Annotated in this window: 14 protein-coding genes; 11 read left to right on the top strand and 3 right to left on the bottom strand. The window is 42.0% G+C overall.

Annotation, left to right across the window (positions count from 1 at the left end; genetic code table 11):
- Positions 1 to 18 precede the first annotated feature (18 nt).
- Genes ftsB through rpoS form a run of 9 tightly spaced genes read left to right on the top strand, consistent with a single transcriptional unit; the run spans position 19 to position 6374 of the window.
- On the top strand, positions 19 to 306 hold the full coding sequence (ftsB, locus tag VOI46_RS12640; protein ID WP_004586182.1) for a cell division protein FtsB: 288 nt from the start codon (positions 19 to 21) through the stop codon (positions 304 to 306).
- A complete protein-coding gene (ispD, locus tag VOI46_RS12635; RefSeq protein ID WP_004586183.1) occupies positions 296 to 997 on the top strand; it encodes a 2-C-methyl-D-erythritol 4-phosphate cytidylyltransferase in 702 nt (233 codons plus the stop codon). Before ftsB ends, ispD begins: the two co-directional genes overlap by 11 nt.
- Positions 994 to 1491 carry a 2-C-methyl-D-erythritol 2,4-cyclodiphosphate synthase gene (ispF, locus tag VOI46_RS12630; protein WP_004586184.1) on the top strand — a complete coding sequence of 166 codons (498 nt, stop codon included), beginning with the start codon at positions 994 to 996 and terminating at the stop codon, positions 1489 to 1491. Before ispD ends, ispF begins: the two co-directional genes overlap by 4 nt.
- Positions 1488 to 2537, top strand: a complete 1050-nt coding sequence (locus VOI46_RS12625; RefSeq protein WP_004586185.1) for a tRNA pseudouridine(13) synthase TruD — start codon at positions 1488 to 1490, stop codon at positions 2535 to 2537. Before ispF ends, VOI46_RS12625 begins: the two co-directional genes overlap by 4 nt.
- Positions 2518 to 3282, top strand: a complete 765-nt coding sequence (gene surE / locus VOI46_RS12620; RefSeq protein ID WP_004586186.1) for a 5'/3'-nucleotidase SurE — start codon at positions 2518 to 2520, stop codon at positions 3280 to 3282. Before VOI46_RS12625 ends, surE begins: the two co-directional genes overlap by 20 nt.
- Positions 3272 to 3910 (top strand): protein-L-isoaspartate(D-aspartate) O-methyltransferase, encoded by a 639-nt coding sequence (locus VOI46_RS12615; RefSeq protein WP_004586187.1) that lies wholly within the window; start codon positions 3272 to 3274, stop codon positions 3908 to 3910. Before surE ends, VOI46_RS12615 begins: the two co-directional genes overlap by 11 nt.
- 9 nt (positions 3911 to 3919) lie before the next feature.
- On the top strand, positions 3920 to 4498 hold the full coding sequence (locus VOI46_RS12610) for a YqaA family protein (RefSeq protein ID WP_004586188.1): 579 nt from the start codon (positions 3920 to 3922) through the stop codon (positions 4496 to 4498).
- Between the two features lie 41 nt (positions 4499 to 4539).
- On the top strand, positions 4540 to 5364 hold the full coding sequence (locus tag VOI46_RS12605; protein ID WP_004586189.1) for a peptidoglycan DD-metalloendopeptidase family protein: 825 nt from the start codon (positions 4540 to 4542) through the stop codon (positions 5362 to 5364).
- 35 nt (positions 5365 to 5399) lie between these two features.
- A complete protein-coding gene (rpoS, locus tag VOI46_RS12600; protein WP_004586190.1) occupies positions 5400 to 6374 on the top strand; it encodes an RNA polymerase sigma factor RpoS in 975 nt (324 codons plus the stop codon).
- Between the two features lie 131 nt (positions 6375 to 6505).
- Here rpoS and mutS read toward each other — a convergent pair whose 3' ends face one another.
- Positions 6506 to 9091, bottom strand: coding sequence for a DNA mismatch repair protein MutS (gene mutS / locus VOI46_RS12595; protein ID WP_004586191.1), 2586 nt, complete (start codon positions 9089 to 9091; stop codon positions 6506 to 6508).
- 21 nt (positions 9092 to 9112) lie between these two features.
- Here mutS and VOI46_RS12590 point away from each other — a divergent pair, with 21 nt between their 5' ends.
- Positions 9113 to 9604: a nicotinamide-nucleotide amidohydrolase family protein gene (locus VOI46_RS12590; protein ID WP_004586192.1), complete on the top strand. Its 492-nt coding sequence runs from the start codon at positions 9113 to 9115 to the stop codon at positions 9602 to 9604.
- 65 nt (positions 9605 to 9669) lie between these two features.
- Positions 9670 to 10713: a recombinase RecA gene (gene recA / locus VOI46_RS12585; RefSeq protein ID WP_004586193.1), complete on the top strand. Its 1044-nt coding sequence runs from the start codon at positions 9670 to 9672 to the stop codon at positions 10711 to 10713.
- Between the two features lie 336 nt (positions 10714 to 11049).
- Here recA and VOI46_RS12580 read toward each other — a convergent pair whose 3' ends face one another.
- Together VOI46_RS12580 and VOI46_RS12575 are read right to left on the bottom strand one after the other, a co-directional pair.
- Entirely contained in the window at positions 11050 to 13176 is a 2127-nt protein-coding gene (locus VOI46_RS12580) for a TonB-dependent siderophore receptor (protein WP_004586194.1), read from the bottom strand.
- 406 nt (positions 13177 to 13582) lie between these two features.
- Positions 13583 to 14752, bottom strand: a complete 1170-nt coding sequence (locus VOI46_RS12575) for a DcaP family trimeric outer membrane transporter (protein ID WP_004586195.1) — start codon at positions 14750 to 14752, stop codon at positions 13583 to 13585.
- Positions 14753 to 15105: the final 353 nt, after the last annotated feature.

The following is a 15105-nucleotide window of genomic DNA, read 5'->3' as shown; positions in this document are numbered from 1 at the left end:
ACAAATAGGGAGTGTTAAATGCGGTTTTTTCAGCTTGGCCTGTTGTGCTTAGCACTGTTTATACAATACCGACTTTGGTTTGGTCATAACGGGGTGCAAGACTATACGCGTTTAAAAGCAGCCGTGGCTTCTCATCAACAAACTAATGAAAAACTAATTAAGCGCAATAAAGTACTTACCGCCGACATAGAAGATTTAAAGCTTGGCCAAGAAGGCATAGAAGAGCGCGCTCGTAACGAATTAGGAATGATTAAACCGGATGAAACATTTATACGTGTTTTACCGGGCAAACAACATGAAAAATAATAATTCAATAGCTGCCATTGTACCCGCTGCCGGCGTAGGCAGCAGAATGCAGCACAGTGCACCTAAGCAGTATATTAAATTGGCAGGAAAAACTATTTTAGAGCATACGCTCTGTAAGCTTTCGCAATTACAAAGCTTAAGCCAAATAGTTGTAGCCGTTAGTCAAACTGACCCTTATTTTGACTCGCTTGCGCATATAGACTCGCGAATTTTACGCGCGAACGGCGGGCAAGAGCGAGCAGACTCAGTGCTTAATAGCCTATTATTTTTAGAAAATAACCCTCCTGAATGGGTGCTGGTACACGACGCAGCCCGCCCCTTAGTCACTATTAACGATATTGAAACCTTAATAGCGCATTGTATAGCCGACGACGAAGGCGGTATTTTAGCAAGCAAAGTAAAAGACACCATAAAGCGTGGTAACACGCATAGCGAGCAAACCGTGCCTCGTGATGATTTATGGCAAGCGCTTACGCCGCAACTTTTTAAATATGACGAGCTTAAAAGTGCGTTGCAACGTGCGCTTTGTGAAGGCGTAACTATTACCGATGAAGCCAGTGCCATTGAGTGGGCAAATAAACCCGTTAAGCTAATTGCAGGGCGCAGCGACAATATTAAAATAACCACGCCGGAGGATTTAGACCTAGCGGGGTTTTTATTAAACAAACAACAAAACGAGCAAGCATTATGATTCGAATTGGCCATGGTTTTGACGTACACAAATTTGGTGGCGAAGGCCCAATAACAATTTGCGGCGAAAAAATAGATTACCCGCAGGGCTTTTTAGCACACTCAGATGGCGATGTTGCTATTCATGCATTATGCGATGCTATTTTAGGCGCGTTGGCAATGGGCGATATTGGTAAGCATTTTCCGGATACGGCGAGCGAGTATGAAAATATAGATAGCCGTATTTTACTTCGCCATGTTGTAGGCCTTGCCAAAGAGCAAGGTTATGTACTGGGCAATGGCGATGTCACTATTGTGGCGCAGGCTCCTAAAATGTTGCCACACATCCAAGCTATGCGCTCTAATTTAGCCAGCGATTTAAATTGCGAGCTTTCACAAATAAATGTTAAAGCGACCACCACCGAAAAGCTCGGCTTTGAAGGGCGTAAAGAAGGTATTTCTAGCCATGCGGTGGTTATTATGAGCAAAGCGCCTGAGAGTACAGCAAGCGCATGAGCGATTTAAATTACCTATACGGTGCACCGCTTTCAAAAGCAGACTTTAAAACCGTTGCTGAAGATTTTATGGTTGATGAAGACCTCGGCATAGAATTTACCGGCGGTGGTGAGCATGTATGCTTACAGGTCGTTAAAAAAGGTGAAAACACGCAATATGTGGCCAAGTTAATTGCACAAAAGGCTGGAGTGTCACCGCGCGAAGTAAGCTATGCTGGCATGAAAGACCGCCACGGCGTGTGTAGCCAATGGTTTAGTGTAAAAGTACCCATTAAAAAGCATATTGATTTTAGTGAACTCAATAGCGACAGCATTTTTGTGGTTTCGCAACAGCGCCACGAGCGTAAATTACGCACTGGTTGCCACAAAGGAAACCGATTCACTATTACGCTTCGTAATGTAACCCAGCCACTTGATATTTTATGCCGCATTAATGCCGTACGTGCGGGTGTGCCTAACTACTTTGGCGAGCAGCGCTTTGGCCGCGATGGGCATAATTTAGTTATGGCCGAAAAAATGTTTGCCGGCGAGCGCATTCGCGATAAAAAACTACGCGGTATTATTATCTCCGCTGCCCGTTCACATGTATTTAATCAAATAGTGAGCTTACGTGTTAAAGAGCATGGGTTAGCTAAAACCATGCACCGTGAAGTATTTATGCTAAGCGGTAGTAACGCATTTTTTGAAGATGCAATAAGCGATGAAAACATAGCACGTTTAGTCTCTGGCGATATTATGATGTCGGCTCCTATGGTTGGTAAAAGCGAAAAGGGCTTAACTGAACAAGAAAAATTATGGCTAAAACCATACCAAGCATGGTGTGAGGGCTTAGGCGAATTAGGCCTTAAAAATGAGCGCCGTATGCTGCGCCTCATTCCGCAAGATTTAACCATAGAAACACTAGACGAAACGACTTTAAAATTAAGCTTTGGATTGCCTAAAGGGTGTTTTGCTACCGCACTTTTACGTGAGCTGGTGGATTACACCGATGCAAGCCCTAATGAGCGAAAAGAAAAGGACAGTCAAAATGAAGATACTGCTAAGTAACGACGACGGTGTAAATGCTAAAGGGATTGCTGTTCTATACCAGGCTCTTACGCAAATTGCCGATGTAACCCTTGTAGCCCCTGATCGTAACTGTAGTGGTGCCAGTAACTCGTTAACGTTAATAAATCCACTGCGCTCTACCACGCTTGAAAACGGCTTTATATCGGTTAATGGCACGCCTACTGATTGTGTTCATTTAGGGGTTAATCAGTTAGTAGATGAAACGCCTGATTTAGTCGTAGCAGGTATTAACCACGGCGCTAATTTGGGCGACGATACATTGTATTCAGGCACTGTGGCAGCGGCGACCGAAGGGCGCCATTTAGGCTTGCCTGCTATTGCCGTGTCGCTTTGCTCACACCATGGTGAGCACTTTGAAACCGCAGCAGCTGTGACCGTTAATATAATTAAAGGGCTAGCATCGCACCCACTGCCTAAAGATCAAATTATCAACGTAAATGTACCCGATATTCCTCTAAGTGAGCTAAAAGGGGTGCAAGTTACGCGTTTAGGTGCCCGACATAAAGCCGAAACCATGACCAAACAAACTGACCCATGGGGGCGTGATATTTTTTGGTATGGCTCGCTTGGTATTGAAAGCGATGCCGGTGAGGGCACTGATTTTTACGCTGTTAATAATGGCTATGCTTCAGTTACACCGTTAAGCGTTGATATGACAGCAAAAGAAAGTATTGAAGCGGTTGGGCAGTGGTTAGCTGAAATGGAGATAAACCGTGCTGGCTAATTACTCGCGCAGTGCTATTGCGCTTTCTAAGCTATTAGAGCAAGAAGGGGTAGAAGACAAACAGGTATTAAAAGCCATTGCTGATATACCACGTCATGCCTTTATTGATGATGTACTAAAACATAAGGCGTACGAAAACACGGCGTTGCCGATAGGGCAAGGGCAAACTATTTCGCAGCCTTATATTGTGGCGCGTATGACCGAGCTGCTTCATTTGGCTGGCGTACGCGACAAAGTGTTAGAAATTGGCACAGGCTCTGGTTATCAAACCGCAGTGTTAGCCAAGTGTTTTAATAAGGTGTATTCGGTCGAGCGTATAAAAGCACTGCAATGGCAGGCTAAACGCCGTTTACATCAACTTGATTTATACAATGTAACCATGAAACACGCAGATGGCTGGCAAGGCTGGCAATCGCAGGCCCCGTTTAATGGTATTATAGTTACCGCGGCCGCATCAAAAGTACCTCAAGACTTACTTGCACAACTAGCTGATGGCGGTGTACTCCTCGCCCCCATTGGAGAGCAAGAACAAAAATTAACCATGGTTATTCGCCAAGGCGATAGCTTCACAGAGCATGTTATTGCACCAGTTCGGTTTGTCCCTCTCGTCCCTGGTGATATTGAATAGGAATTCACGTTGAAATTGTTTACTAAGTTATACGATATGGCCCTAGTGTGGGCAAAACACCGCTTTGCTGAGCGCTATTTAGCAGCCATGAGCTTTGCTGAGTCCGTTTTTTTTCCGGTACCACCAGATGTAATGCTTGCCCCTATGTCGCTTGCTCAGCCAAGTAAAGCGTGGCGCTTTGCAAGCTTTGCAACAGTTGCTTCAGTACTTGGGGGGATTGTAGGTTACTTTTTAGGTTACTGGTTATTTGAGCCTGTTGTACAGCCCTTTATTGAGCAGATGCACTGGCAAGAAAAGTTTGAAACAGCGCTTACATGGTTTAAAGAGTATGGCGTGTGGGTGGTATTTTTAGCGGGCTTTTCACCTATCCCTTATAAGGTATTTACTATTGGTGCAGGGGTATTACAAATGGCATTTTTACCATTTTTAATAGCGTCTGCCGTTGGCCGTGGTGCGCGTTTCTTTTTAGTTTCTGCTTTAATGAAGTGGGGTGGGGTTAAAATGGAGCAAAAATTACGTCAATATGTTGAAGTACTTGGCTGGGGTTTAGTTATATTAATAGCGGTTGCTTACTTTTTATTACGCTAAAAAACAAAAGTAGTACTTTTTAAATTTCGGAGCAAAACACCTTGAAAAGTCAGTACGCATTATATGTAATTGTATTTATTGTTGTTTTGCTTTCGGGGTGTTCATCTCGCCATAATCCTGCTCCTGTTAGCAGCCTCAATACTAGTGTTAATGATTTCCAAAAAGGCATTAACATTAATGGCAATAAATACACAGTACAAAAGGGTGATACTTTATATTCCATTGCCTTTAGTGCAGGCAAAGATTTTAGAACACTTGCAAAAAACAACTCAATTCCATCACCTTATATAATTTATCCTGGACAGATTATTTTATTAGTAAAGCCCGGTAATACAATGGCTATAGCTAATACAGTTAAGAATAAAAAAAATAGCCGCACTAAAATAAAACAAAAAACTAACAAAAAATTAAAGAAAAATCTTGAACAGCCGAAACAACGAGAGTATGTTCAAAAACAAGCCAATAAAATAGTTAGTAATGCTAAACCTTCGTCGAGCAGTAAAGTAAAGTGGTTTTGGCCTGCAAAGGGCAAAGTGACTAAACGCTTTTCTAATAAGGAAAACGGTTACAAGGGTTTACAGATTGCTAACCGTACAGGGGCTTCAGTTTTAGCCGCAGCACAAGGAACGGTGGTGTATGCGGGTAATGCGCTTCGAGGGTACGGTAATTTAATCATTTTGAAACATAATGATGATTACCTAAGTGCATATGCACATAACTCGAAACTACTTGTTAGAGAAAAGCAGAAAGTTAAGGCAGGACAAAAAATAGCAGAAATGGGCAAGTCAGAATCTTCGGTCACTGCGCTTCGTTTTGAAATTCGCTACCGTGGGCAAGCTGTCAGTCCTGCTAAATACCTTCCCTAATTTTTAGGTATTGATAATTGCTCGGGAGAAGGCTTATGGCTAACGCAGCAAAACTTGACAAAAACACCACCGACGAAAAATTTGATGACACCGCAGTAGCAGAAACTGCAGCATTACTTGAAGAGGTTGATAACGAAGAAGAGATATTTGCAAAAGAGGAAGTAACTAAAAACCTTGATGCAACCCAACTTTATTTAGGAGAAATTGGTTTTTCTCCCCTACTTAGCGCTGAAGAAGAAGTCTTTTTTGCCCGCAAATCGCTACGTGGATGTGAAGCATCTCGCAAGCGTATGATTGAAAGTAACCTACGTTTAGTTGTAAAAATTGCCCGCCGTTATAACAACCGAGGATTAGCACTTCTAGATTTAATTGAAGAAGGTAACCTAGGTTTAATTCGCGCTGTTGAAAAGTTTGACCCAGAGCGCGGTTTTAGATTTTCGACTTATGCAACGTGGTGGATACGCCAAACAATTGAACGCGCCATTATGAATCAAACGCGCACCATTCGCCTGCCAATACATGTAGTTAAAGAATTAAATGTTTACTTGCGTACAGCACGCGAGCTGACACAAAAGCTAGACCATGAGCCAACTGCTGAAGAAATTGCTGAAAGCTTAGGTAGACCCGTAGAAGACGTAACTAAAATGCTACGCTTAAACGAAAAAATTGCCTCAGTTGATATGCCAATTGGCGGTGAGAACGACAGCGCACTGTTAGACATTATTGCCGATGAAAAAAGCGCAGGCCCTGAGGGCGAAGTTCAAAACAACGATATCAACAAACATATTGTCGATTGGTTAGGTGAGTTAAACCCTAAACAACGTGAAGTATTAGCGCGTCGCTTTGGTTTACTTGGCTATGAGCCATCAACACTTGAAGATGTTGGCCGTGAAATTGGTTTAACGCGAGAGCGCGTAAGACAAATTCAGGTAGAAGCATTACGTCGTTTAAAAGATATTTTACAACAAGAAGGGTTAAGAACAGAAAGTTTGTTTGACCAGTTCCAGTAACTCCCTTTTATACTGTCTATGTGTTTAAAAGCTGAAGGATAAAACCTTCAGCTTTTTTATGTCTTATGACCCCCAAGAAATACTATTTACAGTACTATCAGCCTCTTAACCATCGCTCAAGTTATCTATATTTAAAGTAGTGCTTTTAATTTATAAAGAAGTTCGTGTGCTTGACGCGGCGATAGATTATCAGGGTCAATGGCACTGAGCTGCTCCTCAACCTCTGAAGGCTCAGGGGCAGGTAACTCATTAGCAAATGAAAACGCCTGCTGCTCAGCATTAGGCGCTGTTACACTTTGGTGGTTTTCGAGCAGTTTAAGCTTTTGCTTTGCTTGGGATATCACGGCTTTAGGCACGCCGGCAAGCGCTGCGACCTGTAAGCCAAAGCTTTTACTTGCTGCACCATCAAGCACAGTATGCATAAATGCAATGGTGTCGTTGTGCTCTATGGCATCTAAGTGCACATTCACCAGCCCAGTTTTTTGCTCGGCAAGTTCCGTTAATTCAAAGTAGTGCGTAGCAAATAATGTTTTAGCAGATATTTTTTGTGCCAGATGATCAGCCGTTGCATAAGCAAGTGACAAGCCATCGTAGGTACTGGTGCCTCTGCCTATTTCATCCATTAATACCAAAGATTGCGCAGTTGCATTATTTAAAATTGTGGCAGTTTCGGTCATTTCTACCATGAAAGTAGAGCGACCAGAGGCTAAATCGTCGCTTGCACCAATGCGAGTAAATATACGGTCAATATTACCAATTTTTGCACTATCAGCAGGGACATAACAGCCAATTTGCGCCATCAATACGATAAGTGCTGTTTGGCGCATATAGGTTGATTTACCACCCATGTTTGGACCGGTGATAATCAACATTTTACGCTGGCTATTTAGCTCCACAGGGTTGGCAATAAAAGGTTCTTTCATTACTTGCTCTACCACGGGGTGGCGACCTTGTTTAATACTTATATTGTCATCATCGCATAGCTGGGGTTTAGCATAATTAAGCGTGTGCGCTCGCTCTGCTAAGTTATTCAATACATCTAAATCAGCTAATGCGCCAGCCATCATTTGAAGCTGTTCAATATGCGGGGCTATAAACTCAAATAGCTCTTCATATAATTGTTTTTCAAGCGCAAGAGCTTTTGATTGGCTGCCAAGCACTTTGTCTTCGTGCTCTTTTAATTCAGGTATTATGTAGCGTTCATTATTTTTAAGCGTTTGGCGGCGAATATAATCAGCAGGTACTAAGTGTGAGTTTGCACGACTTACCTCGATAAAAAAGCCATGTACCTTGTTATAGCCAATTTTTAATGTGCTGATCCCGGTGCGCTCGCGCTCTCTAAGCTCTAGTTGCTCAAGTATATCGGTAGCGCCTTTACTCAAGTTTCGCCATTCATCGAGTTCGCTGTTGTAGCCTGGTGCAATAACGCCCCCATCGCGAATTAGTACTGGTGGGTTATCAATAACAGCACGCTCAAGTAAAGCTTGTAGTTCAGGCAGCTCTGGAGAATGGCGAACAATGCTAGCGATACGCTCATCATTAGCATCGTTTAATAATGCGTGCAGTGGTGCGAGTGCTTGTAGGGCACTGCGCAGTCGGGTTAAATCGCGCGGGCGTGCAGTGCATAAAGCAAGTCGTGCTATTACGCGCTCTATATCACCAATTTCTTTTAATGAATCGTGTAACTCGCCATATAATTGCACATCTAAAATAGCGCTAATGGCATTTAAACGTGAGTTAAGCTCATTTTTATTACGCACAGGTGTATGAATGCGGCGTTTAAGTAAACGCGACCCCATGGCCGTGGCGGTTTTATCAAGTACCTGCGCTAAGGTGTTTTCAAAGCCGCCCGATAAATTAACGGTTAGTTCTAAATTTTTGCGCGTTGCCGCATCTAATATAACTGCGTGCTCGTTATGCTCAAGCGTAATAGCGCGAATGTGAGGGAGCGCAATACGTTGTGTATCTTTTACGTATTGCATTAAACAGCCCGCAGCGACCAAAGCAGCATGCGCTTTATCTACACCAAAACCAACTAAATCTTTGGTGCCAAACTGCTCGCACAGTAAGTGTTGAGCGGTGTCTAGGTCAAACTCCCACTCAGGGCGTCGCCGTGCCCCTTTTATATGCTCAATTAAATGTGTGTTTTCAAAACTTTCACAGTATAAAAGCTCCGCAGGTGCTAAGCGCTGTAAGGTTGAAGTAAATGCTTCGTCGGTGTTAACTTCAACTACGTTGAAACGCCCTGAATTTATATCAAGGTAGGCAATACCGTATAGCCCTTTTTTATTTTGCCATACGCTAGTGAGTAAGTTATCTTGGCGTTCTTGCAATAGCGCTTCATCTGAAATAGTACCCGGTGTAACGATACGTACGACTTTGCGCTCTACTGGCCCTTTACTGGTTGCAGGATCGCCAACTTGCTCACATATAGCAACCGATTCGCCCATTTGCACTAAACGAGCTAAATAGTTTTCTACTGCATGATAAGGGACACCCGCCATAGGGATAGGATCGCCGCCGGCTTTACCGCGATGCGTTTGCGAAATATCGAGTAGTTGGGCCGCGCGTTTAGCGTCGTCAAAAAAGAGTTCATAAAAATCCCCCATACGATAAAACAATAAAATATCGCGATGCTCTGATTTTATTTTTAGATACTGCTGCATCATAGGGGTTTGTTGTTTTATAGTGTGCGGTGCATAAAGATCAAACGACATGTATTTACCCAAAGGCTGAATATGGAATTACATCAAGAGATTAAAACACTTGCTGCGCAATTGGGCGTTATTTTAACGGATAAACGCTTATGGATCACTACCGCTGAATCATGTACTGGTGGCGGAGTGAGTTATGCGCTTACAGATACGCCAGGTAGTTCAGGTTATTTGGGCCGCGCATTTGTTACTTATAGTAATGAAGCTAAGCATGAACTGCTTAATGTGGCCAATACTACGCTAGAGCAATTTGGTGCGGTGAGTGAGCAAACAGTAAAAGAGATGGCTTTTGGTGCCGCAAGCGTTGCCAAAGCTGATGTTGCAGTGGCAATTTCGGGCATTGCAGGGCCAGGTGGTGCTACGTCCGACAAACCAGTTGGCTTTGTGTGGTTTTGCATACAAATTGCCAATGAACAATTTACGTTTAAGCAAATATTTAACGGCGATAGAGCACAAGTTAGAATGCAAGCTATTGAATTTGCATTGAAAAGTACTATCGAGAAGATAAAATTATAAATTTCACTTGATACTGTGATTTCATACAGTATACTTGTTCGCATTAGCCGGATTTGGAGAACAGAATGAACGATAATAAACAAAAAGCGCTGGACGCTGCACTATCACAAATTGAGCGTCAATTTGGTAAAGGATCAATTATGAAACTGGGCGATAACAAAGCCCTAAATATTGATGCTGTATCTACAGGTTCACTTGGGATTGATATTGCTTTAGGCATAGGCGGTTTGCCTATGGGGCGTATTGTTGAAGTGTATGGCCCAGAGTCTTCAGGTAAAACAACGCTTACTTTGCAAGTTATCGCGCAGGCTCAAAAAGAAGGCAAAACATGTGCCTTTGTTGATGCTGAGCATGCTCTTGATCCGGTATACGCACAAAAGCTAGGTGTTAACATTGATGAGCTGTTAGTTTCTCAGCCAGATACCGGTGAGCAAGCACTAGAAATTTGTGACATGTTAGTACGTTCAAGTGCTGTAGATGTTGTTATTGTCGATTCTGTTGCAGCGCTTACACCAAAAGCTGAAATTGAAGGTGACATGGGCGACTCGCATATGGGCTTACAAGCACGTTTAATGTCGCAAGCACTACGTAAACTTACAGGTAATATTAAACGCTCAAATACGCTATGTATTTTCATTAACCAAATTCGTATGAAAATTGGTGTAATGTTTGGTAACCCTGAAACAACAACAGGTGGTAATGCACTTAAGTTTTACGCATCAGTGCGTATTGATATTCGTCGTATTGGCTCTGTTAAAGAAGGCGATGAGGTAGTCGGTAACGAAACCCGCGTTAAAGTAGTTAAAAACAAAGTTGCACCACCGTTTAAACAAGCTGAATTCATCATTATGTATGGTGAAGGTATTTCTAAACAAGGTGAGTTAATTGATTTAGGTGTTAAGCACAAAATTGTTGAAAAAGCAGGTGCTTGGTACAGCTACAACGGCAATAAAGTAGGCCAAGGTAAATCAAACTCTATTAAGTTTTTGAAAGAAAACGTAGAAATTGCAGATGAAATTGAAGGTAAGTTACGTGATATGTTGCTATTAAAAGCAACGGTTGAGCCAGAAGATGGCGAAGACGTATTAGGCGCTGAGTCTGACCTTTAAGTGTAAACGTTCTCTAAGCTTGATTTGACCCGAGCTTTAAAAGGCGCTAATCAGCAATGGTTAGCGCCTTTTTGTGTTTAAAGCACGCTAAAACTATAACCTTACAGGCTTTAATAGATGCAGTTTAAATAGCACTTAGCCATATTTTCAGTGAGGCTGGCTAACAAGTTCGCTTTTTAATTGAGGCGCGTAATAAAAGCATGCTATTGCAATTACTTTGCATAAGGTAGATAGCGCAAGGAGGGGGGATATGCGTTTTAACTTAAAGGGGCTTAAAACAAAAACGGCACTAAAAAGTGCCGTTTAATTTTAAAAGCCGTACTTTAAAAAAGCGACTTATAGCTGCCAGTTTACAGATAGCGCGTAGTTACGCGGCGCACCGTAATAACCTTGAGCCCAGTATAGGCTGTGTAGGTATTTTTCATCTGTGGTGTTATTGACGTTAAAAGTAACCCCAACGTTTTCTGTAATTTTGTAGTTAGCCATTAAATCAAGAATACCGTAAGCATCTTGGTTCGTGGTTATAAGTGCAGCGCCGGTTGCATCTTCAACTTGTACGCGGCTAACCGAGTCTTGCCAACGATAATTTGCACCAAATGTTAAGCCTTCAACAAATGGTACTTGGTAAGTTGCAGCCAGTTTTAGCTGATTCTCTGGCGTGTAATCTTCAACTAAATCATCACCATCAATACTTAAATTACTAAAGCTGATGCTTGCACTTAAATCTTCGGTCACTTTACCACTTAATTCAATTTCAAAACCGTCGCTGGTGATTCCATCAGCACCATAATAACGAGTATCGCTTGGTAATGAATCAGGTAATGCAACAGCTAGGTTTTCTTGTTTTGCATCAAAGTAAGCAAAGGTTACAAATACTTGATCGTCTAAAAGCTGTGCTTTTAAACCAATTTCGCTACTTTTACCTGTAATTGGCGCCAATTGCTCAGCATTAATATCAAGCTCTTTTTGTGGCACAAAGGTCTCTGTGTAACTTGCGTAGGCTGAAAGCGATTCATTAAAGTCATACACAGCCCCCACATACGGGATAACTTCGCTGTCGTTACGTGTTTGTTCAACACCATAAGCAGTGCCCGATGTTTCCCAATCAGTGTAACGTACACCTGCTAACACACTTAGCGGAGCGCTTAATTTAATGCGAGTAGACATATAAGCTGATTGCTGTTTGTTTTCTATGTCACTGCCATTTAAGCCATCAGCAAGGGTTGCTTCAGGTACTACGCCATCCCACGTATCAAGCGAAGGCATTGCTGGGAAGCCGTTGCCCGTGGTGTAATCGTAAAGCGACTGCTCGTTGTAATCCATTTTTGCTTGACTAACACCAAATGACAGGTCGTGTTCTTGGCCAAATAAATCAAATTTACCGCTGGCGTATAAATCAAATAAATCGTGCTTATCTTCGTAGTCGTAACGGCTTGCGTAACCTGTTAAACCAAGGCCAGTTTCGCTATCTGGTGTGCCATATACGTAAAATAGTTCTGAGTCTTGCTCGTTTTCTATGTGTGCGTAACGCGCTGTTGCAACCCACGTAGCCGATAGGTTTTGCTCAAGTGTTACATATACTTGCTCTGCGCTGTTGTCCCAGTAAGACCAATCAGATGCCGTACTTGTAGAGGCGTCGTAGTTTGTTGCTGTGCCATCGGTGTAATAAAGAGGGAGTGCGCCCCAAAGTGGGCTATCGGCATCTTTTTGTTGGTTAACATAGTTGATGCTTAATGTCGTGTCGTCGGTTAGCTTGCCTTCGTAAGCAAGATAAGCAATTGTTTTATCTGTTTCGTAACGATCTAGGTATGACTCCGCTTTTTGCTTGGTAAATACGGCGCGCACAGCTTGGTCGTCGTTAATTGGCGTTGAAACATCTACTTCTAAACGCTTGTTGTTCCATGAACCATACGATGCAGATGCATGCGCTTGAGTTATGTAAGTTGGTTTTTTTAATACCATATTTACGGTTGCAGATGGGTTACCTGCGCCAGTCATAAGGCCGTTTGCACCACGTACAATTTCTACACGGTCGTAAATAGACGTATCTAAAGTGCCCTGAATAGAGCCTGAGCTTTGTGGGATGCCTAAACCATCAACCTGAAAGTTTGTTATTTCAAAGCCACGGGCTTTAAAATAAGTACGGTCAGTTTCTATTTGTTCTACAGTTACACCGGGGGTGCTCTCTAGCACTGAGTTAATATCATCTAGTGAAAAATCATCCATTAAAGCGCGAGAAACAACAGAAATACTTTGTGGGGTTTCTTTGATTGTTAGGCCTAATTTTGTAGCAGATTGCGCATCTTCTGTGATGTAGTTTTTATGATGCTGGCCATACACTGCTATTTTTTCTAATGAGTCATCTGTATTTGTTGTAGTTTCTTGTGCAAATGCATGACCAGATAAAACAAGTGAAGTAATAAGGCTTAGCTTAGATAAACGCAAAATTTGTTGGGACGACATGTGTTTTTCCAATAGGTTCAAAAAAGAAGTGCATAACATAATCTAAATGAGAGTGATTTTCAATAACATGTTTGTTGTTTGTGCAAAATAATTAGTAGTTATCCGAAATTGTGGGGATTTAGTGGATTTTAGCAACTAAATAGCCGCTTAGTTTAGCGCTAAGGTAATATTCCTTAATCGCAAAGAGAGTGTTATTTCTGTACAAACTTTTATCTGAGCTCTTCCAAATGCTGCTATTTAAGCTTGTTTAAGCGCTAACCGTGTTTAATTTACTGAAAATCTCAGACAAAAAAGCATTCTTAAATACCATTACTACCACAGTACTATTAAACCTTTTAAGCAGAGTTCAAGTTGTATAGCTAAAAAAAAGCGGCCTAAACCGCTTTATTGTGAACACTATGTTTAATTAAAAATTGTATTTTACAGAAAATTGTAAGCGCTCTAAATCACCGTCAATACCACTTTCTGTTTCGCGCTCGGCATGTTTAAACTCTGCACCAAATGTTAAACGCTTAACCGGTGAGTATAAAATGTTTGCACTAAAGCTTTGGCTTGATTCAACAGGGTCGCCTGATATTGTTAATAGATCGGTGTTGTTGTCAGCACTAAAGAAAGAATATAAGAAGGTTGAGCGCCACTGGCTTGTCCATTTATGTTGATAAGCAACAAAACCAGATGTTGAGTCTATTGCATCAAGCTCATCGCCATTAAGCACAGCACCATGGGCAACATTTAAGCCCACGTAACGGCCAAGGCCTTTACCTTGAGTAAGCATAAATTTAAGGTAGTCTTCGCCAAAATTTACACGGCCCGAAGCGCTAATACCAAACGAGGTTTCATCAGCGTCAACATCGCCTACTTTATAAGTAAGTTGGCGAGCAAGTGCTGCAACTACAAAGTTACCCCAATCGGCATTGTGTGTGTAGCGCGCAGTAAAATCAGGAAGTGACGCATCATCTGTTTCTACACGTGCGCCACCTTGAGTGGTAATTGTGCTTTCTGGGTTTTCTAGTGAGAACGACCAAGCACCGGTTGTGTACTTAATTTGCGTTTGGCGAACAAAAACAGTGCCTTCAGCAGGGCCTACAAAATCAAGTGTTTCTGCAAGTGCACCCACGTTTTGAAAGTTTGACCATGTTTGACCAAATAACCAGCCATCGTAAGTTACAAATGCATGGCGAATACGTGGTGCATATGAGTTTGATACGCGCTCGTTACCGCCAGGTGCCGATGCTAAAAAGTCTAACTCTATTTTAGTTTTAACTGTTTTACCGTTATCCATTAACGTTGACGTACCAAAGTTAAAACGTGACTCACGTGCATGCATATCAAATACGGCATCCGAATCATCGTCATCGCCTACTGGCAGTGTGCTTGGTACGTAAAAATCACGCCCTACATTTGAGCCATCAGGAGCGCCTGCAGAGTAATCACTCCACATTGTATCTAGCTTAATGTATCCGCCGTAAGTAAATTCGGTGTTACCTACTTTAGCTGCAGTTGCCGCATAAGCCGTGCTTGTTAAAGCACATAATACAGCACTCGCTGCAAGAGTTTTTAATGGGGTAAATTTCATTGTGGTGTCCTTTAAAGGCTACTTGTTGTTTGTTGCTTTTTAAACGTTCAAATGTATTACTTGCTACAGGTATTACTTACGAATAAAAATTTATTTATCTTGCATCACGCTACGAGTTCGTTAAATAAGTGTTTAACTTGCATGGCTGCATCATTATTTTAATGTCCGAAAACCACTTTTAAATATGTGCAAAATTTACTCAACTACCTATTGGTCTATAAGACGAAGGTTTAAGAGTAATTTAATGGCCACTTACTTATATTTAACATATTGTATTTCTATGTAAAAAAGTCATGAGCGGCGAGATTATAAACCACAAAATGTTAATTAGAAGGGTTGTACAACTAAGGTCT

The organism is Pseudoalteromonas sp. CuT4-3 (genome assembly GCF_035666335.1).
Classification (GTDB): domain Bacteria; phylum Pseudomonadota; class Gammaproteobacteria; order Enterobacterales; family Alteromonadaceae; genus Pseudoalteromonas; species Pseudoalteromonas atlantica.
Note: the sequence above shows the minus strand (reverse complement) of the source record. Positions and strands in the feature narration are given on the sequence as shown.